Below are 22,741 nucleotides of genomic sequence, written 5' to 3' on the forward strand. Positions count from 1 at the left end.
TCAGCTCCAGTCGATCCGCTGGGCCAGCGCCCGCAGCCGCGCACCGGACGCCGGATCGACCGACGCGGCCCAGGCCACCCGACCCAGCACGTGGTCCCGGAAGGTGGCGGGGTCGCGGCCGCGGAGCTGGGTGGTCCAGCCGCGGGTGGCGCAGTTGTGCAGCAGGGCGCGCAGCGCGTCCCGCTCGCGGCGGGGCAGCGCCGGGTGGTCGTTGACCACGACGCCGAGCACGTCCTGCCGGCGGGCCGAGCTGATCGCGCGGGTCTTCGCGGCGTTCACCCGGAAGCCCTCGTCCCGGGCGATCTCACCGACCAGCTCGGCCAGCCGGCCGCGGCCCACCCGGGTGCCGCCGCTGAAGGTCAGGTCGTCGACGTAGCGGGTGTAGGTGGCGTCGAACGACGCGGCGAGCGCGGCGAGCCGGCGGTCCAGCCGGTAGCAGACCAGGTTGGCCAGCGCCGGGGACGTGGGCGCGCCCTGCGGGAGGTGCGGTACGGCCAGTCGCGCGCCGAGCCGCCGGTGCCGCTCCCGGGCCGCGGGGTCGTCCGGCGGCGGGAGGCGCCGCCACACCGCGGCCGGCACCACGGTGGTGACCAGGCCGGTCACCGCGTACGCGACCGGCTCGGGGAGCCCGGCCTGGCCCAGCAGCAACCCGTGCACGCGGGCGGCGGGGACGCTCGCGAAGAAGTGCTCCAGGTCCATCCGCAGGACGACGGCGGCGCGGGCGTGCGGGCCGGCCGCCGTCCGCACGGACCGGTCCGGCACGCAGCCGTGCGCGGCACCGTGCACCGGGACCGGGTCGAGCACGTGCCGCAGGAGGCGCCGCTGGATCTCCTTCAGCCGGGGCTTCGGTGCGGCCAGCAGCCGGACGCCGGCCGGCCGGTCCACCGCCCGCCAGCGGTAGTGGCGCAGGGGCTCCGACGCCGTGCGCTCCAGGGTGCGGGCGTCGGCGAACCAGGCCAGCTCGCCCTGGTCCAGGTCGAGCAGCCGGGCCAGGGCGCTCAGGTCGGACAGCTCGACCGTGGGGAGCCGGGGGCGGACGACCGAGGTGGCGACCGGCTCCCAGCGCACCACCCGGGGCGGCGGCCCGGACGCGGTGCCACGGGCCCAGCCCCCGGTGGCCCGCACGAACAGGGCGAGCTCCCGCGGTCGGTCGGCCGGCGGGTGCCAGTAGGCGTCGAGCACCTCGCCGACCAGGGCGCCCACCCAGCGCGGTGCCCGCGGGTACCCGAGCGCGACGGCGACCCGGCGCACCATCTCCCGCCGCCGCCAGGCGCCCGCCAGCAGCGCGGTGGCGACGCCGCTGGCGGTGACCTCGGCGCGTCGGTTCGCCGTCACCGGCCGGGCCGCCGGGAGGGACGGCGGGGAGGGCAGCCGCTCCGTGACGGAGGCGCCGGGACGTGCGCGGAGCGCGCCGTCCGGCGGGTGACGCATCGCCCTGCTCTGCTGCGAGACCCCGGGGTTGCCCCGGAGGGACCGGCTCCTCGCCGGTCGTCCTGCCCTCCCCGCCGCACCCGGCCACGGTAGGGGGCCGATCCGGCCCTGACCAGTCCGGACGGCGCATCCGCGCTGGTCGGGCGATCAGGAGGGGTCGCGGTACGCCTCGGGGAGGCGGCGGCGCCGCAGGTCCACCCGACGGGCGGCGAGCAGCCGGCCGTCGGCGGCGAGCGCCTCCGCGACCGGTGGCGGGCCGTCCCAGACCACCACCAGGTGCCCGTGCCGCGGCACCCGGATCTCCCGTGGACCGACGACGACCCGGTCGACCTCCGCGCTCGCCCGGAGCACGGCGTAGGTGATGTACCGGGCACCCCAGGGCAGCAGCCGCCCGGTGTTCCGGAGCGACGAGCCACCGCCGCGCCAGAGGAGGTGACCGCCCAGGGCCGCGGCGGCGGGGCGGTCGGCCAGGTCGTCGTCCTCGAACCCGCCGCCCCCGCCGCCCCCGAGCAGGACCCACTGCGCGCCGCGCCGCACGAGCACCCAGGTCTCCTGCACCGCGCAGCCGACGCTGCGGCGGGCGAAGAGGGTGCAGGCGGCGTCCCCGTCGACGTCGACGGCCAGCGGGGCGAACCGCCGTCGCCGGCTGATCCGCGGCGGGGAGTCCGGCACACCGCGCTCGATGAGCGCGATGCTCTCCGCCAGCGGGTCGTAGGCCACCGCGGCAGGCTAGGGCGGCCGACCGGGCGCGTCAGCCCGATATGCCTGCCGCGCCGCTCAACGCCTCGAGGGTCTCCCGGTGCAGGAAGGCCAGCCGCGCGGGCTTCTGCGGCAGGTCCACCTCCGGCCCCAGCTCGAACCCTGTCCGCCAGACGCGCTCCAGGGCCAGCTCGTTGCCGGCGTCCGGCCCAACGACGATGCGGCGCACGGCCGGGTTCCCCAGCAGCACCGCCCCGAGGGCGGCCACGAACCGGGCGGTGAAGCCCGCCTCCCGGCTCCGGGCGGGGGCCAGCAGCAGGTGGACGCCGAGGTCGCTGTCCTGCACGGGGTAGGTCTCGGCGACCGGATCCGCCGCCGGCTCGTAGGTCTGCAGCAGCGCCACGGGGGTGTCGTCGACCGAGACCAGGCGGGCCGGCGCGTCGACGTCGACGCCGTGCTGGGGCAGTGCGCGGAGCAGCCGCAGCGGGCCGGAGGCGGGGGTCTCGGAGTCCACGAGCAGCGCCGCAGGTCGTCGGCGGTCAGGCCGGTGCGGTCGCCCGCACCTTCGACCTGGAGTTCGTGCTCCACGACGGCCCGGCGGCGGACTGGCCCCTCGCTGCCCGCCGTGAACTCGCTGCTGGCGGGCGGCCAGGGACCGGGTCTCCGCGGTCGGCTACTGGTCGGCCACCTGCGGCCTCGCCCCGCCGGCGGGCTCGTCGAAGGAGAGCCAGATCCGGCGGCGGTCCCCCCGGCTGTGCGCCGCTGACATGGCCGCCACGCGGCGCTGCTGGTCGGGGGTCGCGGTGTGCTGCACGACCGCCACCTCGGCGTCCCGCATCGCCCGCTCGGCGGCGAACTCCGCCGGGGTGGAGGGGTGCTCGCCGGCCGGGTCGGGGTCGTCACCGCCGGCATCGACGCCGGGGCGGGCGTAGGGGCTGTCGGGCGGCAGGTTCCCGCTGACCCGCCCGTAGGCGCCCAGGACCAGCAGGACCAGTCCGGCGACGACCGAGAAGACGACGTTCGTGAAGCGGAACGCGAGGATGTTGAACCCGGTCTGCAGCACGGCCAGGTTGGCCAGCGCCGAGACCAGGAACAGCACGCCGACGACGATCATGACCGTCGACGCGATGCGCGGGCCGCGGAGGGCTGCCGCGACGAGCACGGCGGCGGTCACCACCGACACCGTGGACAGCAGGCCGTTGGACGACAGGCCCAGGATCCGCTCGCCGTCGGTCGAGAAGAACTCCAGCCCGTCGGCGAAGCCGAGGATGCCGAAGACCGCGATCACCGCGGCGACGACCAGTGCGCCGATCCGGTGCACGGTGAGGACCCGGACCCCGGCCGGGCCGCGGCTGCCCGCAGGTGGGGCGAGGGACTCCGGCGCGGCGGCTGCGCCGGACGCCGGTGGGGCCCCGGTGGCGGAGCCGGTGCGGCGGAGGTGGGGACGCGATGCCATGACGGCTCCCTGGGGTGGACGGGTCGACACCCCTGCTTCGCCCGGGCGGCCCGATCCGGATGCGCCGGGTGGCGGCGCCGGTCCCGGCACCGTCCAACCTGTTGCGAACCTTTTGCAATAGAGTCGGCGGTCGGTACGGGTCGACGACGGGAGCGGGCATGGGTGGGAAGTGGCCGGCCGGGCGCGTCGCCGCGATCGGTGCGGTGGCCCTGGTCGCCCTGAGCGCCTGCGGCGGCGGGGGAGCGGCCGCGCCGGCCGACGACGCCCCGCCGGCCGAGCTGCGCCTGGCCATCGGCGGTGAGCCGGACGACGGCTTCGACCCGACCCTCGGCTGGGGCCGGTACGGCTCGCCGCTGTTCCAGTCCACCCTGCTGGCCCGGGACGCGGAGCTCGATCTCGTCCCCGACCTGGCCACCGACTGGTCGGTGAGCGACGACGGGTTGGTCTGGACCGTCGACATCCGCACCGACGCGCGCTTCACCGACGGCGAGCCGGTCACCCCCGACGACGTCGCCTACACCTTCACCACCGCCAGCCGCAGCGGCGGCCTCACCGACGTCACCGCGCTGGCCGAGGCGGTCGCCGTCGACGAGGACACCGTGGAGCTCCGCCTGGCGCGACCGCAGAGCACCTTCGTCAACCGGCTCGTCTCGCTGGGCATCGTCCCCGAGCACGCGCACGGCCCGGACTACGCGCGCGACCCGGTGGGCTCGGGGCCGTTCACCTTCGTGCAGTGGGACGAGGGGCAGCAGCTCATCGTGGACCGCAACGAGGACTACTACGGCGAGCAGCCGGAGTTCGAGCGGATCGTCTTCCAGTTCACCGGTGAGGACACCTCGCTGGCGGCCGCCACGGCGGGCCAGGTGGACATGGCCGCGGTCCCGTCCGCGCTGGCGACGACGCAGGTGCCGGGCATGCGGCTGGTCGCCGTCCCGTCGGTCGACAACCGCGGGATCATGTTCCCGTACGTGCCGGACGAGGGGCGCACCACCGACGACGGGCAGCCGATCGGCAACGACGTGACGTCCGACCGGGCGATCCGCCAGGCGGTCAACCACGCGGTGGACCGGGCGGCGCTCGTCGACGGCGTCCTGGAGGGCTTCGGCTCCCCGGCGACCGGGCCGGTCGACGGGCTGCCCTGGGCGGAGCCGGCGGCGGCGATCGAGGACGCCGACCCGGCGCGGGCCGGGCAGCTGCTGGACGAGGCAGGCTGGGTGGATGCCGACGGCGACGGCGTGCGGGAGCGGGACGGCGTCCCGGCGGCGTTCCGGCTGCTCTACCCCGCGGACGACTCGCTGCGGCAGGCGCTCGCGCTCTCCGTCGCCGACATGCTCGCGCCCGTGGGCATCGAGGTCACCGCGGACGGCGCGAGCTGGGACGTCCTCGACCAGCGGCTGCACGCCGACGCCGTCCTCTTCGGCTGGGGGAGCCACGACCCCACCGAGATGTACAACCTCTACTCCTCGCGCCAGGCCGGGGTCGAGTACTGGAACCCCGGCTTCTACGCGAACCCGGCGGTCGACGAGCAGCTCGAAGCGGCGATGACCGCGCCCGACCAGGAGAGCGCCGTCCCGCACTGGCGGGCCGCCCAGTACGACGGCGAGGGCACCGGCTTCGGGCCGTCGGGGGACGCGGCGTGGGCGTGGCTGGTCAACCTCGACCACACCTACTTCGTCGACGAGTGCCTCGAGCTGGGCTCGCCGCAGGTCGAACCGCACGGGCACGGCTGGCCGATCACCGCGGGCATCGCCGGGTGGCGGTGGAGCTGCTGAGCCGCGCCCGACCGGCGCTGCGGTGGACGGGTGGCCGGCTGGTGCGGCTCGTGCTCCTCCTCGCCGCGGTCGCGGTGGCCTCGTTCACGCTGATGGTCCACTCACCGGTCGACCCGGTGAACGCCTACGTCGGCGGCGACGTGGCCGCGATCGGTCCGGAGCAGCGGGCGCAGATCGCCGAGCGGTGGGGGCTGGACGAGCCGGCGCCCGAACGCTTCGCCGCCTGGCTGGGGCAGGTCGTGCAGGGAGACCTCGGCCGCTCGCTGACGTTCAACCAGCCGGTCGCGGAGGTCATCGGCGAGCGCTTCCTCGCCAGCCTGGCGCTCATGGCCACCGCCTGGCTGCTGTCGGGGCTGTTCGGGTTCGCGCTCGGCGTGGTCGCCGGGGCGCGGCGGGGACGCTTCGCCGACCGGGCGATCTGCTGGTGGGCCTACACCCTGGCCTCCGCGCCGACCTTCTGGGTCGGGCTGCTCCTGCTCTACGTCTTCTCGGTCCGGCTGGGGTGGACGCCGGTGTGCTGCGCCGTGCCGGTGGGCACGCTCGCCGAGGACGTGACGCTGCTGGACCGCCTGCACCACCTGGCGCTGCCGGCGCTGACGCTGTCGATCGTGGGCATCGCCCCGGTCGTCCTGCACACCCGCCACGCGGTCGTCGAGGCGCTGGCCAGCGACTACGTCGCCTTCGCCCGCGCGCAGGGGGAGTCGACGCGCGGCGTCGTCGTCCACCGGGTGCTGCGCAACGCCGCGGCGCCGGCCGTGCTGCTGCAGTTCAGCTCGCTGGGCGAGCTCTTCGGCGGTGCCGTGCTGGCCGAGCAGGTGTTCGCCTACCCCGGGCTCGGCGCCGCGACGACGGCCGCCGCGCTGGGCCAGGACGTGCCCCTGCTGCTGGGCATCGTGCTGTTCACGACGGTGTTCGTCTTCGTCGGCAACCAGCTCGGTGACCTCGTCCACGCGCGGCTGGACCCACGGGTCTCGGTGGACCTCGCCGGCGCCCGCCGGGCGCGGCGCGGCCTGCGCGGCCCGGTGCTCGCGCCCCGCCCCCCGTCGCCCGACGAGCTGCCCGACCGGGCGCCCTCGCCGGCCGCCCCGTCCCCGGCCGGGCAGGGGGTGCGATGAGCGCCGTCGCCGCCGAGCCGGCCGCCCGGCCGGGGTTCCTCGGTGACCGCCGCCGCCGCACCCTCGCCTGGACCGGCCTGTCGCTGGCGGTGGTGCTCGCCGTCCTCGTCGCCGGGGGGTTGGCGGCCGACGACGCCGTCACCACCCAGCTGGGCGAGCGCAACCTGGCGCCGTCGGCGGAGCACCCGTTCGGCACCGACCCGCTGGGCCGGGACGTGCTCGCCCGCGTCCTGTCCGGGCTCCGGCTCAGCCTCCTCGTCGGGACGAGTGCGGCGCTGATCTCGGCCGGGATCGCGCTGGTCCTGGCCTGCGCCGCCGCGGTCTTCGGCGGCGTCGTCGACCGGGTCGTGAGCTGGCTGGTCGACCTGTTCCTCGCCCTGCCGCACCTGGTCCTGCTGATCCTGCTCGCGTTCGCGCTCGGCGGCGGTACGCGCGCCACGGTGCTCGCCGTGGCGCTGACCCACTGGCCGACGCTGACCCGGGTGCTGCGCGGCCGGGCGCGCGAGGTCGTCTCCTCCGACTACGTCGCCGTCTCGCGGCAGCTCGGCCGGGGTCGCGGCTGGATCGCCCGGCACCACCTGGCCGGCCACCTGACCGGCCACTTCGTCGTCGGCACGGTCCTGCTCTTCCCGCACGCGATCCTGCACGAGGCGGCGCTGTCGTTCCTCGGGCTCGGCGTGGATCCGGGTGAGCCGTCGATCGGGGTGCTGCTGGCCGAGGCGATGCGCTACCTGAGCGCGGGGGCGTGGTGGCTCGCGGTCCTGCCGGGGCTGTGCCTGCTGGCCGTGGTCAAGCTCGTCGACACGATCGGGGAGAACGGCCGCGCCCTGCTCGACCCGCGGAGCGCCCACCTGTGAGCGCGCTGCTGGAAGTCCGCGGGCTCGAGGTGGACTTCGTCCAGTACGAGCGGGGGCTGCGCCGCCGCACGGTGACCGCGCTGGCCGGCATGGACCTCACGGTCCCGGCCGGCGGGGTGGTGGCCCTGGTCGGTGCCAGCGGCGCGGGCAAGAGCCTGCTCGCGCACGCCGTGCTGGGCCTGCTGCCGCCCAACGCCGTCGAGCGGGGGACGATCGCCTTCGACGGCACCGTGCGCGCGCCGGCGGAGCGGCGCCGGCTGGCCGGTCGCGAGGCGACGCTGCTGCCGCAGTCGGCGGCGTTCCTCGACCCGACGAGCCCCGTCGGCCGCCAGGTCCGGCGGTCGGCGCGGCTGGCCGGGCACCCCGATCCGCGACGCGCCGCAGCGGAGGCGCTGGAGCGACGCGGCCTCGGTGCGGAGGTGCTCCGCCGGTACCCGCACGAGCTGTCCGGCGGCATGGCCCGCCGGGTGCTGGTCGCGATGGCGACCATGAGCCGGCCCCGGCTGCTGCTCGCCGACGAGCCGACCACCGGGCTGCCCACCGCGACCGTCCGGTCGACGCTGGCCGAGCTCCGCGGGCTGGCCGACGACGGCTGCGCCGTCGTGCTCATCACCCACGAGCTCGAGGCCGCCGTCGAGGTCGCCGACCGGGTGGTGATCTGCCGGGAGGGGCGCACCGTGGACGAGGCCGCGCCCGCCGACTTCACCGGTACGGGGGAGCGGCTGGCCCACCCCTACACGCGGGCGATGTGGCAGGCGCTGCCGGCGCACGGCTTCCGCGTGCCCACGGAGGCGTGATGCTGCGCGCCGAGGACGTCTGGTTCCGCTACGGCCGCGACCGCCCGTGGGTGCTCGCGGGGGTGGACCTCGCGATCGAGCCGGGCGAGGTGGTCGGGCTGTGCGGCCCGAGCGGCGGTGGCAAGAGCACCCTCGGGCGGCTGCTGGCCGGTTTCGTGCGGCCGCAGCGCGGCAGGATCGCCCTCGACGGCCGGCAGCCCCGGTCCGGTCGGGCGCCGCACCCGGTGCAGCTCGTCTTCCAGCACCCGCAGCAGGCGATGGACCCGCGCTGGACGGTGCGGCAGGTGCTCGCCGCGACCGGTGCGCCGGACGACGAGCTGGCGGCGCTGGACCCGCGGCTGGTCGACCCCGGCTGGCTGGACCGCCGCCCGCACGAGATCAGCGGCGGCCAGCTCCAGCGCGTGGGCCTCGCCCGGGCACTGCTGGCCCGGCCGCGCCACCTGGTGGCCGACGAGATCACCGCCAGCCTCGACCCGGTCACCCAGGCGGCGATCTGGCGGCTGCTGCTCGAGCACTGCCGGTCGGCCGGCATCGGTGTCCTCGCGATCTCGCACGACCGCCCGCTGGTGGCCGCCGTGGCCGACCGCGTCGTCGACTGGGCCGGGGCCGGGGCCGACGGCTGAGACCTCCGGTGGTCCGCCCGGTAGCGTCTGCGGCACATCACGGCAGTGCAGCGAGGAAGCCGGTGCGAACCCGGCGCGGTCCCGCCACTGTGAGCCCACGCTGCGCTGCGGAGCGGGGGCGAGCCAGACACTCCGGCTGCCGTGCCCGACGACCCGGGGCGCGGACCCCGAGGGAGGCCGCACGCACGTGTTCACCCTGCTCTCCACCAGCGACACCGACCTGCTCTCCGCCCGTGCCAGCGGCGCCGGCTGGCGGCTGGGCAACCCCGCCCGCCTGGACGCCGCCGGCATGGCTGCCCTCACGGAGGGCAGCGAGCTGGTCGTCGTCCGCATCCTGGGCGTCCGCCGGCAGTACGAGGAGGTGCTCGCGCCGCTGCTGGCCTCCGGCGTCCCCGTCGTCGTGCTGGGCGGGGAGCAGGTGCCCGACGCCGAGCTGATGGAGCTCTCGACGGTGCCCATGGGGGTGGCGACCGAGGCGCACGGCTACCTGGCGCAGGGCGGGCCGGAGAACCTGACCCAGCTGCACCGGTTCCTCTCCGACACCGTGCTGCTCACCGGGGAGGGGTTCGAGCCGCCGTCGGTCGCGCCCGACTGGGGTCTGCTCGAGCGGAGCTCCCGGGGCGACGGCCCGACCGTCGCGGTCCTCTACTACCGCGCCCACCACCTGGCCGGGAACACCGCGTTCGTCGAAACCCTGTGCACCGCGGTCGAGGAGGCCGGCGGCCGCGCCCTGCCGGTGTTCGTGAGCTCGCTGCGCAGCGTCCCCGACGACCTGCTGGACACCCTCCGCACGGCCGACGCGCTGGTGGTCACGGTCCTGGCCGCCGGCGGCTCCCGCCCCGCGACCGCGCAGGCCGGCGGCGACGACGGCGCCTGGGACGTCGGTGCGCTGGCCGCGCTCGACGTGCCGGTGATCCAGGGGCTGTGCCTCACCCGCTCCCGCGAGGAGTGGCTCGCCGACGACGACGGGCTCTCGCCGCTCGACGTCGGCAACCAGGTCGCCATCCCCGAGTTCGACGGCCGCCTGATCAGCGTGCCGTTCTCCTTCAAGGAGACCGACGCCGACGGCCTGACGCACTACGTGCCCGACCCCGAGCGGGCCGCGCGGGTGGCCGGCACCGCCGTCGCCCACGCCCGGCTGCGGCACACCCCGCCCGCGGAGCGCCGGATCGTCGTCATGCTCAGCGCCTACCCGACCAAGCACGCCCGCATCGGCAACGCGGTGGGGCTGGACACCCCGGCCTCGGTCGTCCGGCTGCTGGCCGCGATGCACGGCGCCGGGTACGACATCGGACCGTTCGACGGCCCCGACGCGCTGCCCGGCGTCGCCGACCTCGACGGTGACGCGCTGGTGCACGCGCTGATCGCCGCCGGCGGGCAGGACGAGAACTGGCTCACCGAGGAGCAGCTGAGCGGGAACCCGGTCCGCATCCCGGCGGCCGAGTACCGGCGCTTCTTCGCCACCCTCCCCGCCGACCTGCGCGCGGCCGTGGTCGAGCACTGGGGCGAGGCCCCCGGCTCGCTCTTCGTGGACGGGTCCGGCCAGGACCAGGCGATCGTCTTCGCCGCGCTCCGCGCCGGCAACGTCGTGGTGATGGTGCAGCCGCCGCGCGGCTTCGGCGAGAACCCGATCGCGATCTACCACGACCCCGACCTGCCGCCGTCCCACCACTACCTCGCCGCCTACTGGTGGCTGCGGTCGGTGTTCGGTGCGCACGCGCTGGTCCACGTCGGCAAGCACGGGAACATGGAGTGGCTGCCGGGCAAGACCGTCGGGCTCTCGCCCTCCTGCGGGCCGGACGCCGCGATCGGCGACCTGCCGCTGATCTACCCGTTCCTGGTCAACGACCCGGGCGAGGGCAGCCAGGCCAAGCGCCGCGCCCATGCCACGCTGATCGACCACATGGTGCCGCCGATGGCCCGCGCCGACTCCTACGGCGACATCGCCCGGCTGGAGCAGCTGCTCGACGAGCACGCCAACGTCGCGGCGATGGACCCGGCGAAGCTGCCGGCGGTGCGCGCGCAGATCTGGACGCTCCTGCAGGCGGCGAAGCTCGATGCCGACCTGGGGCTGAACGAGCGGCCGGAGGACGACCACTTCGACGAGATGATCCTGCACGTCGACGGCTGGCTCTGCGAGATCAAGGACTCGCAGATCCGTGATGGGCTGCACGTGCTCGGCACCCCGCCGGCCGGGCAGGATCGGGTCGACCTCGTCGTGGCGATGCTGCGGGCCCGGCAGATCTGGGGCGGCTCGGTCGCCCTGCCCGGGCTGCGCGAGGCGCTCGGCCTGACCGAGGACGGCACCGCGGGCCTGCGCGAGACCGACCGGGTCGAGGAGCTCGCGGCCGCGCTGGTCGGCGGCATGGAGACCCGCGGCTGGACGGCGGCCGCCGTCCCCGAGGTCGTGCGGGAGGGGCTGGACCGGGACGACGACGCCGTCGCCGCGGTGCTGCGGTTCGCCGTCGAGGAGGTGGTGCCGCGGCTGGCGCGCACCACCGACGAGCTGGACGCGACCCTGCACGCGCTCGAGGGCGGCTACGTGCCCGCCGGGCCGTCGGGCTCCCCGCTGCGCGGGTTGGTCAACGTGCTGCCGACCGGGCGCAACTTCTACTCCGTCGACCCGCGCGCGGTGCCTTCCCGGCTGGCGTGGGAGACCGGTCAGGCGATGGCGGAGTCGCTGCTCGAGCGGTACCGCGCCGACACCGGCGAGTGGCCGCGCTCGGTGGGGCTCTCGGTCTGGGGTACCTCGGCGATGCGCACCTCCGGCGACGACGTGGCCGAGGTGCTCGCGCTGCTCGGGGTCCGGCCGGTGTGGGACGACGCCTCGCGGCGGGTCACCGCGCTGGAGCCGGTCCCGCTCGACGAGCTCGGCCGGCCGCGGATCGACGTCACGGTGCGGATCAGCGGCTTCTTCCGGGACGCCTTCCCGCACGTGGTCACCATGCTCGACGACGCCGTCACCCTGGTCGCCGGCCTCGACGAGCCGGCCGACGCCAACTTCGTGAAGGCGCACGTGGACGCGGACGAGGCGGCCCACGGTGACCGGCGCCGGGCCACCACCAGGGTGTTCGGCTCGAAGCCGGGCGCCTACGGGGCCGGGGTGCTGCCGCTGATCGACTCCCGCAACTGGCGGGGGGACGCCGACCTCGCCGAGGTCTACGCCGTCTGGGGCGGCTACGCCTACGGCCGTGATCTCGACGGCGTCCAGGCGCGCCCGGACATGGAGGCCGCGTACAAGCGGATCGCCGTCGCGGCGAAGAACGTCGACACCCGCGAGCACGACATCGCCGACTCCGACGACTACTTCCAGTACCACGGCGGGATGGTGGCCACGGTCCGGGCGCTGACCGGCCGGGCGCCCGCGGCCTACATCGGTGACTCCACCCGGCCCGAGCAGGTGCGCACCCGGTCGCTCACCGAGGAGACCGCCCGCGTCTTCCGGGCCCGCGTCGTCAACCCCAAGTGGCTGGCCGCCATGCGCCGGCACGGCTACAAGGGCGCCTTCGAGCTCGCCGCCACCGTCGACTACCTGTTCGGCTACGACGCCACGACCGGCGTGGTCGCCGACTGGATGTACGAGAAGCTGGCCCAGACCTACGTGCTCGACCCGGAGAACCGGGAGTTCCTGGAGAAGTCCAACCCCTGGGCGCTGCACGGCATCGCCGAGCGGCTGCTCGAGGCGGTGGACCGGAAGATGTGGGCCGAGCCGGATCCGGCGCTGCTCGCCGAGCTGCAGCAGGCCTACCTCGACACCGAGGGCGACCTGGAGGGCGGGCAGACACCGGCGTCGGCGGGTCCCGGGCGGTCCTGACCGCCCGGTGACCGCGGGCCGGGTCAGGGCAGCCGGGTCGTGGCCCGCAGGTGCGCCAGGACGACGGCGTCACCGCCGCCAGGCGGGGGAGAGGGCACGGCGAACCTCGTCCTGCAGCCGCCGCGGGACGAGGGTGGACCGGACCGCGCGGGAGACCGAGGCGCTGTGCCAGGACGCGGCTCCGAGGCGCAGGCCGTAGCCGGCCAGGTGCCGGATGGCGATGACCACCGCCGCGGTCATGATCGCCTGCCAGCTCGGCTCGCCGACCAGCCGGAGCAGCCCGGCCGCGACCAGGTGGTCGAGAGCGATCCCGAGGGCCGGTGCCGGCTGACGGGTCACGGCCAGCGCCAGCGCGCCGGAGAGCAGGGCGACCACGACGACCACCTGCGCGGCCGCACCGGCGACCGTGGCCAGCCAGGCGTTCACCCCGGCCGCCCACGACGGTCCGGCGCCGTCCCGCCCGCGTGCCGCGGTGATGCGGCGTCGTCCGATCCCTGGGCGGACCGGTCGCGGTCCTCCGCGACCTCGCGGCGCTCCTCGGCGATCTCCTTGCCGAGGAAGTAGTTCAGCGCCGTCCGGATGGCGGCGATGGCGGCGAGCTGCCCGATCTCCTCCCAGCTGGGCGCCACGGCGGTGCGCAGGACGTCGCTCGCGAGCTGGAACTCCAGCCCCAGGGCGAGGAACCGGCCCAGCGTCAGCCGGACCGGCACGAAGCCGTGCACATCGCGGTGCCGCAGGCCGGCCCACAGGAACCGGATGAACGCCCAGACGGCGCCGATGATGATCACGGCGGCGCCGCAGGCCTCCACGATGACGACGAGGACGTCGACGACGTCCTGCAGCAGCTCTTCCACGCGGCGCGCATACCCGGAGGGTCGCGCTCAACCACGCAGGTCGCCTGCGAGACTGCGCCGATGAGCGAGCTGCGTCACTCCCGGTCGATCACCATCGCGACGTCGCCCGAGGACCTGTACGACCTGGTCTCCGACGTGACCCGCACCGGGGAGTGGAGCCCCGTCTGCCGGGAGTGCTGGTGGGACGAGGGCGCGTCGGGCGCGGTCGGCGACTGGTTCAGCGGCCGCAACGTCACCCCGGAGCGGACCTGGGAGACGCGCTCGGAGGTGGTGGTGGCCGACCGCGGCCGGGAGTTCGCCTGGGTCGTCGGCGGCAACCTGGTGCACTGGAGCTTCACGCTCGCCCCCGTCGACGGCGGGACGGAGCTCACCGAGTCCTGGGAGTTCCTGCCCGGTGGGCTGGCCCTCTTCGCCGAGCGCTACGGGGAGCGGGCGGACGAGCAGATCGCCGAGCGCACCCGGCAGGCACACGAGGGCATCCCCGCCACCCTCGCCGCGATCAAGCGGATCGCCGAGTCGGGCTGAGCCGGCCGCCGGTCCTCGCGCGCGCCACCCCGGCGGCCGGCCGGCACCCGGCTGGACGGGGACCCGACGTCGTCCGTGGACGCGTGGCGGCCCCCGGGCACCCGTAGCCTCCCGGCATGCCGGATCAGACCTTCTCCTTCGACTCCGCCTCCGACGTCCGCGTCACCGCCTACCGGTGGGACCCCGCCGGGCCCGCGCGGGGGATCGTCCAGCTCACCCACGGGATGGGCGAGCACCTGCTCCGCTACGAACCGCTGGCCGCCGCGCTGACCGGCGCCGGCTGGGTGGTGGTCGGCCAGGACCACCGCGGGCACGGCGCCACCGCGCAGGACGGCCACCGGGGAGAGCTCGGCCCCGGCGGCTGGGACGAGCTGGTGCGCGACATCGGCCGGCTCACCGCGCACGTGCGCGCCGAGCTGCCCGACGCCCCGTTGGTGCTGCTCGGCCACAGCATGGGCTCCTTCGCCGCCCAGCAGTACGTCCTCGACCACTCCGCCGACCTCGCCGGCCTGGTGCTCACCGGGACGACGGTGCTGGACCTGCTCGAGCCCGTCGTCGACCTCGACGGACCGACGGACCTCTCGGCGTTCAACGCGCCGTTCGCGCCGGCCCGCACCGACTACGACTGGCTCTCCCGCGACGAGGCGCAGGTCGACGCCTACGTCGCCGATCCGCGATGCGGGTTCGGCCTCGCCACCGCGGACAGCCGGCAGATGTTCGTCTCGGGGCGGCAGCTGGCCGACGCCGACCGGCTGCGCGGCATCCGCGGCGACCTGCCGGTGTACGTCGCGGTCGGCGACGCGGACCCGCTCAACGGGCAGCTGGCGCTCGTCCAGGTCCTCGTCGACCGGCTGCGCGGGGCCGGCGTGGAGGACGTGACGCTGCGGGCCTACCCGGGCGCCCGGCACGAGGTGTTCAACGAGACCAACCGCGACGAGGTCGTCGCCGACCTGCTGGCCTGGCTGGACCGGGTGGTCCCGGCCGGCTGACCCCCGGGTCCGGCGGTTCACCGCCACCGCCGGTGGGGCTCACGGAGGACGCCGTGCCGGGGGAGGGGCACCCCGGGGAGCGGGCGCGGCCGGCGCGGTCGCGGTGTTGACTGGGCGACGGGACCACCCGGTCCCGCCCCCACCGAGCTCCTGGAGGACCTCCATGCACGTCGGCGTCGACAGCTTCGTCGCGGCGGTGACCGATCCGCGCACCGAGCGGCTGATCGGCCCGGAGGAGCGGATGGCCCACCTGCTGGAGGAGATCGAGCTCGCCGACCGGGTGGGGCTGTACTCGTTCGGCATCGGCGAGCACCACCGCAGCGAGTACTACGACTCCGCGCCGCCGGTGATCCTCGGCGCCGCGGCGGCGCGCACCTCCCGCATCCGCCTCGGCAGCGCGGTCACCGTGCTGAGCGCTGCCGACCCGGTCCGGGTCTTCCAGCAGTTCGCCACCCTCGACCTGATCTCCCGGGGCCGGATCGACCTCGTGGTGGGTCGCGGGTCCTTCACCGAGGCCTTCCCGCTGTTCGGGCTGAGCCTCGCCGACTACGACGAGCTGTTCGCCGAGAAGCTGGACCTGCTGCTGCGCATCCGGGCGTCCGAGCACGTCACCTGGTCGGGGAAGCACCGGCCGTCCCTGACCGGGCAGGGCGTGTACCCGCGCCCGCTGCAGGACCCGCTGCCCATCTGGGTGGGCGTCGGCGGCACCCCGGAGTCCTTCGCCCGGGCCGGGCTGCTCGGCCTACCGCTGATGGTGGCGGTCATCGGTGGGGAGCCACGGCAGTTCGCCCCGCTGGTGGATCTGTACCGGCGGGCGGGTGCGCATGCCGGGCACCCGCCCGAGGCGCTGCAGGTCGGGCTGCACGTGTTCGGCTTCGTCGCGGAGAGCACGCAGGCGGCCGCGGACACGATCTACCCCGGCTGGCACGAGATGTTCGCGAAGATCTCCCGGGAGCGGGGCTTCGCCACGCCGACCCGGTCGCAGTTCGACGCGACCAGCGGGCCGGACGGCGCGTTCTTCATGGGCGACCCGGAGACCGTGGCCGCCAAGCTGCTGCGGGTCTCCGAGCAGCTGGGGGGCGTGGACCGGGTGGCGCTGCAGATGACCAACCCGCGGCTGGCGCACGAGGACCTGCTCCGCGGCATCGAGCTGCTGGGGACCGAGGTCGCCCCCCGGGTGGCCAGGGCCTGACAGCGGCCCGTCGCGCGCCTCCCCGGAGGGGGCCGGCGACGGGCCGCGGCCTCAGGCCAGACCCTCGTTGTGCGGCTCGATGCTCGCCGAGGGGTCGACGCCCTCGTCGGCTGCGGGCTGCACCGGGCCCTCGCCGGGCTCGGAGCCCGAGCCGGCAGCGGTGTTGCGGGACGAGCGTTCCGGGTCGGTGACGTCGGTGGTCGTCGGCGCCTGGCCGATGCGCTTGGCGGCGTCTCCGGTGCCGGTCTGCTCCAGGTCTCCCTCGGTCACGAGTGCTCCTCTCGTACGGGATCGTCCGTGCGTGGTCGCCCTACCCAGGGCAGGCCCGGGAACACGTGCGGGCGGGAAGACGGGGGCGCACGCACCGGTCAGGTCGTCCGGACCGATCGGCGCGGGCGCGCCGGGCGGTGCTGGGAGGGGATCCGTACGAGGATGGGACCGTGGTGAGAAGCAGGAAGGTCGGGCCCGAGGACGCACGCTCCTGGCTGCTGGTGAACGGCGCCCGCACGGAGCTGTTCGACGTGGCGCACGAGTCGAGGGCGGACTCGGTGGTGCTCGACATCGAGGACGCCGTCGACCCCGCGCGAAAGGCGGAGGCCCGCGAGGGCGTCGCCCAGTGGCTCTCCCAGGAGGGGCGCAGCGCCTGGGTGCGGATCAACGACCACTCCACGCCCTACTGGGCCGACGACATGGCCGGGCTGGCCGGGGTGCCTGGGCTGCTCGGCGTCATGCTCGCCAAGGCCGAGGCCGCCGAGCACGTGACCGAGACGTTCGACCGGCTCGGTGGCGCCACGCCCGTCCTGGCGCTGGTCGAGTCGGCCCTCGGCATCGAGGAGGCGGTGAACATCGCCCGTGCCCGCGGGGCCTTCCGGCTCGCCTTCGGCAGCGGCGACTACCGCCGCGACACCGGTACGAGCGCCGACGAGCTGGCCATGTCCTACCCGCGGACCCGCCTGGTGCTGGCCAGCCGCATCGGTGGACTCCCGGGTCCGATCGACGGGCCGACCGTGAGCAGCAGCCTCCCGGTGCTCCGGGAGCAGAGCGCCGTCACCGTCTCCCTCGGCCTGACCGGGAAGCTGTGCCTGGACATGGACCAGCTGCCGGTCATCAACGAGGTCATCAGCCCGGCGCCCTCCGACGTCGCCTGGGCGCGGGACTTCCTCGCCGACTTCGACGCCCGCGGGCAGGTGATCCGCGACGGCAGTGACCTGCCCCGGCTGGGGCGGGCCCGCAAGATCGAGCGCCTGGCCGGGATCTTCGGCGTCGAGCCCGTCTGACCTCCGGGGCGTGGCGGCACGGGTCCTAGGCAGCGACGACCCGGTCGCGACCCCGCCGTTTGGCGGCGTACAAGGCGGCGTCGGCCCGGCCGAGCGCGTCCGCCGGTGTGCTGCCGCCGCCGGCCGTGCCGATGCTGACGGTGACCGGCAGGCCACCGGTCAGCTCCCCCCACGGGTGCTCCGCGATCGTCCGGCGGACGTCCTCCAGGTGCCGCGTCGCGGTGGTGGGGGCGGCGCCGGCCAGCACGAGGAGGAACTCCTCCCCGCCGAGCCGGGCGACGAACGAGCCCTCGGCGGCGGACTCCGGACGGCCGTGTGCCTGGAGGAGCTCCGCCACGGTGCGCAGCACCCGGTCGCCCACCTCGTGCGAGCACGTGTCGTTGATCTGCTTGAAGTGGTCGAGGTCCAGCAGCGCCACCGTCACCTCGCCGGGGTGCGCGGCCAGCACGCGCGGCAGCTCGTCGTCGACGTAGCGGCGGTTGTAGAGGCCGGTGAGCGGGTCGCGCAGCGACAGTTCGCGGTACCGCCGGCTCTGCCGGCGGGCCTCGGTGGTCTCGTACATGGCCTGCAGCGCCCGGGCCCGGGCGTCGCGCTCGGCCGACTGGAGCTCGACGAGCTCGTCGCAGTACAGCCGGTGCTCCTCGTACGCGGCCCGGAAGTCCCCGGCGGCGGCGTGCAGCTCGGCCTCCTCCCGGCGGGCGCGCACGCGGATGGACGTCAGCCCGTACCGCTCGCAGCGGCGCACGCATTCGTCGAGGCTGTCCCGGGCCCGGTCGAGGTGCCCCCGGCGACGGCGGATCTCGGCCAGGGTCAGCAGGAAGTCCGCACCTGCGTCACCGTCCAGCGAGGCGTCGAGGACCTCCGGGTGCAGACCGGGCAGCAGTGCGGCCTCGGCGTCCTCCAGCCGGTCCAGCGCCAGCAGCGCGCGGCCGACGGTGTCCAGCCGACCGACTCGGAGGGGGACGCCGTGCCGCGCCGCCAGGTCCTGCAGCTTCGTGCTCCAGACCAGGGCCTCCTCGAAGTGACCGGAGAGGATCTCGCAGTAGGAGCGGTTGTTGAGCACCAGCAGTTGCCGGTCGACGTCGCCGATCTCGTCGGCGAGCCGGAGCACGTGGTCGTAGCGCTCCCGCGCGGCGAGGTCGCCGTTGAGCCCCAGGCAGTCGGCCAGCCGGGCGTGGTGGTCGATCCGTTGCTGGGGCCGGACGTCCTCGTCGAGCAGCTCGACGGCGCGGACGGCGTTCTCCAGCGCCAGGGACAGATCGCCCAGCTCCTGGAACACCGCGGCCAGGACGAAGTGGCTGCGCGCCAGGAGGCAGCGGGAGCCGTGGTCGGCAGCCCAGCGCTGGATCTCCTGGGCGAGCCGGCCGGCCTCGGCGATGTTGCCGCGCCGCCGCACCAGGTCGGCCTCGACCAGCCGGGCGCGCTGTTCCAGCTCGGCCGTCCCGACCTCGCGAGCGTCGGCGAGAGCCCGCTCGGCCCGCTCCTCCAGGCCGTCGTCGTCGAACCGGGAGCGGTCCTCCAGCTCGGCGATCCGTTCCCGCAACCCCGCGGCACCGGCGTCCATGGCAGCCGATCCGGGGACGGCGGAGCCGCCTTCCCCACCGGATCGTTCCGCCACGCTGGTCACCAGACCTCGATCGGCCGGTCGCCGGGACGGCTCCAACCCCAGGGGCGCGGACATGACCCGTAGGGAGGAGCTCAGCTCTCGGCGAGCCAGATCGCCGTGTGCGGGGGCAGCGCCACGGTGGCCGGTGACCGCCGCACGCTGGTGTTCGACGCCAGCAGCACCGTGCCGCGCGTGCGCACCAGCGTCGTGCCGGTCCCCATGTTGACCACGCACCGCACGACGCTGCCGTCGGCGGCCGTGCACCGGACGGTGAGGACGTCGCCCCGGGTGCTGACCGTGGCCTCGCCCGAGCCGAGCGCCGGGTGCGCCTCGCGCAGCGCCAGCGCGCGCCGGTACAGGGTCAGCATCGAGCCGCCGTCGCGCGACTGGCGGGAGACGGCGTACCGGTCCCACTCGTCGGGGATCGGCAGCCAGGGCTCGGCGTCGGGCTGGGCGGAGAAGCCGACCCCCGGGGAGGGGTTCCACGGCATCGGCACGCGGCAGCCGTCCCGCCCGCTGCGGGCGCCCCCGCTGCGGAAGAAGATCGGGTCGCGCTTGGCCTCGTCGGGGACGTCGGCCTGCGGCAGGCCCAGCTCGTCGCCGGCGTAGATGTAGGCGGAGCCGGGCAGGGCCAGCATCAGCAGCGCGGCGGCCCGGGCGCGGGCGGCGCCCACGGCGCCGCCGCCGAACCTGGTGACCTGCCGGTCCTTGTCGTGGTTGCCGAGCACCCAGGAGACCGGGGCGCCGACCTCGCCGAAGGCGTCCAGCGCGCTGCGCACGCCGTCGGCGAAGGCCTCGGTCGACCACGCCGACTTCAGCAGCCGGAAGCTGAAGGACTGGTGCATCTCGTCGGGCCGCGAGTACAGGGCCACCTCGCGCGGGTCGGCCAGGCACACCTCGCCGACGAGCATGGTGTCGGGGTGCTCGTCGCAGATCGACCGCCAGCGCCGCCAGACGTCGTGCACCTCGGGCTGGTTCCACGTCATCGCCTGCTCGGGGCCGTGCCCGAACAGGGTGGGGGAGTAGGCGCCCGGGTTGTCCCGCAGGCCGGCGTCCTTGAACAGGCCGTAGGCGACGTCGACGCGGAACCCGCTGACGCCGCGGTCGAGCCAGAAGCGCAGCGTCCGCTCGAAGTCGGCGGCGACGGCCGGGTCGCGCCAGTTGAGGTCGGGCTGCTCGGGGGCGAACAGGTGCAGGTACCAGCGGCCGTCGGGGGTGCGCGACCAGGCCGGTCCGCCGAAGAGCGACTGCCAGTTGTTCGGCGGCTCCTCCGACGGCGGCGCGAAGTGGTAGCGGTCGGCCTCCGGGGAGTCCGGGTCGGCCAGCGCGGCCTGGAACCACGGGTGCTGGTCGGAGGTGTGGTTGGGGACGACGTCGAGCACCACGCGCAGGCCGAGGGCGCGGGCCTCGGCGACGAGCGCCTCCAGGTCGGAGACGTCACCGTAGTCGGGGTCGACGGCGCGGTAGTCGACGATGTCGTAGCCGCCGTCGGCACCCCCGGAGGGGTAGTGCGGGTTGATCCACACCGCGTCGACACCCAGCCACGCCAGGTAGGGCAGCCGGGACCGCAGCCCGGCGAGATCCCCGATGCCGTCGCCGTTGCCGTCGGCGAACGAGCGCAGGTAGACCTGGTAGACCACCGCCGACCGCCACCACGGGGACGTCGACGTCTGGGCCGCGACCTGATGACGGGTCGCGGTCCGCACCGTTGCGAGCCGCACTGCCATGCGACCTCCATCGGCACCTCCCCGCAGTTCCTTGCGCACGGGGGAGGTCGGAGTGACCCGTGTGCCATCCCGTGACCTCCCCGTGAGGTGGCGCCCCGGGGGAGCGCGGGCTGCCGGTGCTCCCCGGGCAGGTCAGGATGGCGGCATGGCAGATGAGGGACGGACCTATGACCTGGTCGTCTACGGGGCCACCGGCTTCGTCGGGCGGCTGCTCGCGGCCTACCTGGCCGAGCACGCACCGCAGGAGACCCGCATCGCGCTGGCCGGACGCTCCCGGCGGCGCCTGGAGGAGGTCCGCGACGCGCTGCCGGCCGCCGGCCGCGACTGGCCGCTGGAGGAGGCCGACTCCACCGATCCCGCGTCGCTGGACGCGCTCGCCTGCGCCACCCGGGTGCTGGTCACCACGGTCGGCCCCTACGCCCGGTACGGGCTGCCGGTGGTGGAGGCCTGCGCGCGGGCCGGCACGCACTACGCCGACCTGACCGGTGAGGTCCTGTTCGTCCGTGACGCCATCGAGCGATGCGACGCCGCCGCGAAGGAGACCGGCGCCCGCCTCGTCCACGCCTGCGGCTACGACTCCATCCCGTCCGACCTCAGCGTCCTCCTGCTGGGACGGCGGGCCGCCGCCGACGGTGCAGGAGGCCTCCGCGACGTCCAGCTGGTCGCCACGGCCCGGGGTGGGTTCAGCGGCGGCACGATCGACTCGATGCGGGCCCAGGTGGAGGCGATGCAGGAGGACCCGTTGCTGCGTCGCGTCGTCGGCGACCCGTTCGCGCTGAGCCCGGACCGGGCTGCCGAGCCCGACACCCCGCAGCCCCCCGACGGCGCGCTGCCGAGCCGGACCGACGACGGGCGATGGACGGCCGCCTTCGTCATGGCGCCGTTCAACACCCGCATCGTGCGGCGAAGCAACGCGCTCCAGGGCTGGGCGTACGGGCGCGACCTGCGCTACGGCGAGGTCATGGGGGTGGGGCGCGGGCCGTTCGGTGCCGTGGCAGCGGCCGGTGTCTCCGCCGGGCTGGTCGCCACCGTGTCCGCCATGAGCCTGGCGCCCACCCGCGCGCTGCTGGACCGGGTGCTGCCCGCGCCGGGCAGCGGGCCGAGCGAGTCCGTCCGGCGGAAGGGCTGGTTCCGGATGGTGGTCGACGCCACCACCGAGGGCGGCCGCCGCTACCGCGCGACCGCGGCGGGCAGTGGCGACCCGGGCTACGCCGCCACCGCCGTCATGCTCGGCGAGGCGGCGCTGGCGCTCGCCCTCGACGGGGAGCGGCTGCCCGACCGGGCCGGTTCGCTGACGCCGGCGACGGCGCTGGGGGAGGTGCTCGTGGAGCGGCTGCGCGCGGCGGGGCACACCTACGAGGTGACCGAGGTCTGACCGTGCTGCCGGCGCGACCGCGAGCCGGCATCGCTAGGGTTGACCGACATGCCGACCAGCTCAGCGGGACAGCGCGCCGGGACGATCCGTGACCTGGGTCTGCCGACGCGGGCCGTCAGCGCGCTGACCCGGGCGGGGATCACCGACGTCGAGGCGCTCGCCGCGCTCACCCGGAGGGAGCTCGGCGCCGTCGCCGGCCTCGGACCGGGCCTGGTCGCGGCGATCCGCGCCGTCGTCCCGGAGCCGCCGGCCGAGCTGCCGGGCGCCGGCGCGGCGGTGGGCAGCCGGCCGACCGGTGGGCGGCCGGGCGGTGACGAGCCGTCCGAGGACGACGGTCCGGTGGCGCCGGCCATCCCGTCGTTCGACTCGCTCCGGGGCCCGCGACGCCGGTCGGCGGTCGACCTGCTCCTCACCGAGGCCCAGGCGCCGGCCCCGCCGGTCGACGAGGCCCGGGGGCCGGCCGCCGACCGGCCGTCACCCGGCCGGGCCGGGGCGGGTGCCACCGTCCGCCCGCCCGACTACGCCGACCTGCTGCGGCTGGGCGTGCACGTGGCCCGGGCCGTCCTCGGTGCCCCGGCGCGCTGCCTGCACCGGTTGCTCGGCCGGGGCGGCCCGTCCGCCCGGTAGGGCCG

General features: G+C 75.7%; 21 protein-coding genes and 1 riboswitch. Of the genes, 12 read left to right on the plus strand and 9 right to left on the minus strand.

Annotated features, from left to right (window positions below; translation table 11 throughout):
* The 4 genes from ACI79S_RS06270 to ACI79S_RS06285 form a co-directional block, all read right to left on the minus strand.
* On the minus strand, positions 1 to 1,335 hold the full coding sequence (locus tag ACI79S_RS06270) for a reverse transcriptase family protein (RefSeq protein WP_456592576.1): 1,335 nt from the start codon (positions 1,333 to 1,335) through the stop codon (positions 1 to 3).
* Positions 1,336 to 1,578: 243 nt separating this feature from the next.
* Positions 1,579 to 2,151 (minus strand): hypothetical protein, encoded by a 573-nt coding sequence (locus tag ACI79S_RS06275; RefSeq protein WP_456592577.1) that lies wholly within the window; start codon positions 2,149 to 2,151, stop codon positions 1,579 to 1,581.
* Positions 2,152 to 2,182: 31 nt separating this feature from the next.
* The gene (locus tag ACI79S_RS06280; RefSeq protein WP_456592578.1) at positions 2,183 to 2,644 is read right to left on the minus strand and encodes a GNAT family N-acetyltransferase; all 462 of its coding nucleotides are present in this window, start codon (positions 2,642 to 2,644) and stop codon (positions 2,183 to 2,185) included.
* Between the two features lie 159 nt (positions 2,645 to 2,803).
* Positions 2,804 to 3,586 (minus strand): DUF4383 domain-containing protein, encoded by a 783-nt coding sequence (locus ACI79S_RS06285; RefSeq protein ID WP_456592579.1) that lies wholly within the window; start codon positions 3,584 to 3,586, stop codon positions 2,804 to 2,806.
* A gap of 158 nt (positions 3,587 to 3,744) precedes the next feature.
* Here ACI79S_RS06285 and ACI79S_RS06290 point away from each other — a divergent pair, with 158 nt between their 5' ends.
* From ACI79S_RS06290 to cobN, 6 genes are all read left to right on the plus strand, one after another.
* Entirely contained in the window at positions 3,745 to 5,358 is a 1,614-nt protein-coding gene (locus ACI79S_RS06290; protein WP_456592580.1) for an ABC transporter substrate-binding protein, read from the plus strand.
* Positions 5,340 to 6,473 carry an ABC transporter permease gene (locus ACI79S_RS06295; protein ID WP_456592581.1) on the plus strand — a complete coding sequence of 378 codons (1,134 nt, stop codon included), beginning with the start codon at positions 5,340 to 5,342 and terminating at the stop codon, positions 6,471 to 6,473. The genes ACI79S_RS06290 and ACI79S_RS06295 overlap by 19 nt, the downstream gene beginning before the upstream one ends.
* Positions 6,470 to 7,330, plus strand: coding sequence for an ABC transporter permease (locus ACI79S_RS06300; protein ID WP_456592582.1), 861 nt, complete (start codon positions 6,470 to 6,472; stop codon positions 7,328 to 7,330). The genes ACI79S_RS06295 and ACI79S_RS06300 overlap by 4 nt, the downstream gene beginning before the upstream one ends.
* Positions 7,327 to 8,127 (plus strand): ATP-binding cassette domain-containing protein, encoded by an 801-nt coding sequence (locus ACI79S_RS06305; protein WP_456592583.1) that lies wholly within the window; start codon positions 7,327 to 7,329, stop codon positions 8,125 to 8,127. The genes ACI79S_RS06300 and ACI79S_RS06305 overlap by 4 nt, the downstream gene beginning before the upstream one ends.
* Positions 8,127 to 8,750, plus strand: coding sequence for an ABC transporter ATP-binding protein (locus ACI79S_RS06310; protein ID WP_456592584.1), 624 nt, complete (start codon positions 8,127 to 8,129; stop codon positions 8,748 to 8,750). Before ACI79S_RS06305 ends, ACI79S_RS06310 begins: the two co-directional genes overlap by 1 nt.
* 52 nt (positions 8,751 to 8,802) lie before the next feature.
* Positions 8,803 to 8,883: riboswitch (cobalamin riboswitch) on the plus strand.
* Positions 8,884 to 8,937: 54 nt separating this feature from the next.
* Positions 8,938 to 12,564: a cobaltochelatase subunit CobN gene (gene cobN, locus ACI79S_RS06315; RefSeq protein ID WP_456592585.1), complete on the plus strand. Its 3,627-nt coding sequence runs from the start codon at positions 8,938 to 8,940 to the stop codon at positions 12,562 to 12,564.
* Between the two features lie 69 nt (positions 12,565 to 12,633).
* Here the strand turns inward: cobN and ACI79S_RS06320 are convergent, their stop codons facing one another.
* Together ACI79S_RS06320 and ACI79S_RS06325 are read right to left on the minus strand one after the other, a co-directional pair.
* On the minus strand, positions 12,634 to 12,990 hold the full coding sequence (locus ACI79S_RS06320; RefSeq protein ID WP_456592586.1) for a hypothetical protein: 357 nt from the start codon (positions 12,988 to 12,990) through the stop codon (positions 12,634 to 12,636).
* Entirely contained in the window at positions 12,987 to 13,418 is a 432-nt protein-coding gene (locus tag ACI79S_RS06325; RefSeq protein WP_456592587.1) for a DUF1622 domain-containing protein, read from the minus strand. Before ACI79S_RS06325 ends, ACI79S_RS06320 begins: the two co-directional genes overlap by 4 nt.
* Before the next feature lie 60 nt (positions 13,419 to 13,478).
* Between ACI79S_RS06325 and ACI79S_RS06330 the strand changes: the two genes are divergently transcribed.
* From ACI79S_RS06330 to ACI79S_RS06340, 3 genes are all read left to right on the plus strand, one after another.
* Complete coding sequence (locus ACI79S_RS06330) at positions 13,479 to 13,943, plus strand: SRPBCC family protein (RefSeq protein ID WP_456592588.1); 465 nt, start codon at positions 13,479 to 13,481, stop codon at positions 13,941 to 13,943.
* Positions 13,944 to 14,059: 116 nt separating this feature from the next.
* Entirely contained in the window at positions 14,060 to 14,932 is an 873-nt protein-coding gene (locus ACI79S_RS06335) for an alpha/beta fold hydrolase (RefSeq protein ID WP_456592589.1), read from the plus strand.
* 163 nt (positions 14,933 to 15,095) lie between these two features.
* Entirely contained in the window at positions 15,096 to 16,124 is a 1,029-nt protein-coding gene (locus ACI79S_RS06340; protein ID WP_456592590.1) for an LLM class flavin-dependent oxidoreductase, read from the plus strand.
* 51 nt (positions 16,125 to 16,175) lie between these two features.
* On the opposite strand, the gene ACI79S_RS06345 is transcribed toward ACI79S_RS06340, so the two are convergent.
* Positions 16,176 to 16,394, minus strand: a complete 219-nt coding sequence (locus ACI79S_RS06345; RefSeq protein WP_456588303.1) for a hypothetical protein — start codon at positions 16,392 to 16,394, stop codon at positions 16,176 to 16,178.
* A gap of 170 nt (positions 16,395 to 16,564) precedes the next feature.
* Between ACI79S_RS06345 and ACI79S_RS06350 the strand changes: the two genes are divergently transcribed.
* Entirely contained in the window at positions 16,565 to 17,401 is an 837-nt protein-coding gene (locus ACI79S_RS06350; protein ID WP_456592591.1) for an HpcH/HpaI aldolase/citrate lyase family protein, read from the plus strand.
* 25 nt (positions 17,402 to 17,426) lie between these two features.
* Here ACI79S_RS06350 and ACI79S_RS06355 read toward each other — a convergent pair whose 3' ends face one another.
* Both ACI79S_RS06355 and ACI79S_RS06360 read right to left on the minus strand, forming a co-directional pair.
* Positions 17,427 to 19,028, minus strand: a complete 1,602-nt coding sequence (locus ACI79S_RS06355) for a diguanylate cyclase (protein ID WP_456592592.1) — start codon at positions 19,026 to 19,028, stop codon at positions 17,427 to 17,429.
* A 71-nt stretch (positions 19,029 to 19,099) separates the two neighbouring features.
* Positions 19,100 to 20,734, minus strand: a complete 1,635-nt coding sequence (locus ACI79S_RS06360; protein WP_456592593.1) for a glycoside hydrolase family 13 protein — start codon at positions 20,732 to 20,734, stop codon at positions 19,100 to 19,102.
* 145 nt (positions 20,735 to 20,879) lie between these two features.
* Between ACI79S_RS06360 and ACI79S_RS06365 the strand changes: the two genes are divergently transcribed.
* Both ACI79S_RS06365 and ACI79S_RS06370 read left to right on the plus strand, forming a co-directional pair.
* Positions 20,880 to 22,109, plus strand: a complete 1,230-nt coding sequence (locus ACI79S_RS06365) for a saccharopine dehydrogenase family protein (RefSeq protein ID WP_456592594.1) — start codon at positions 20,880 to 20,882, stop codon at positions 22,107 to 22,109.
* A 48-nt stretch (positions 22,110 to 22,157) separates the two neighbouring features.
* Complete coding sequence (locus ACI79S_RS06370; protein WP_456592595.1) at positions 22,158 to 22,736, plus strand: DNA-directed RNA polymerase subunit alpha C-terminal domain-containing protein; 579 nt, start codon at positions 22,158 to 22,160, stop codon at positions 22,734 to 22,736.
* Positions 22,737 to 22,741: the final 5 nt, after the last annotated feature.

This window comes from Blastococcus sp. SYSU DS1024 (assembly GCF_054050795.1).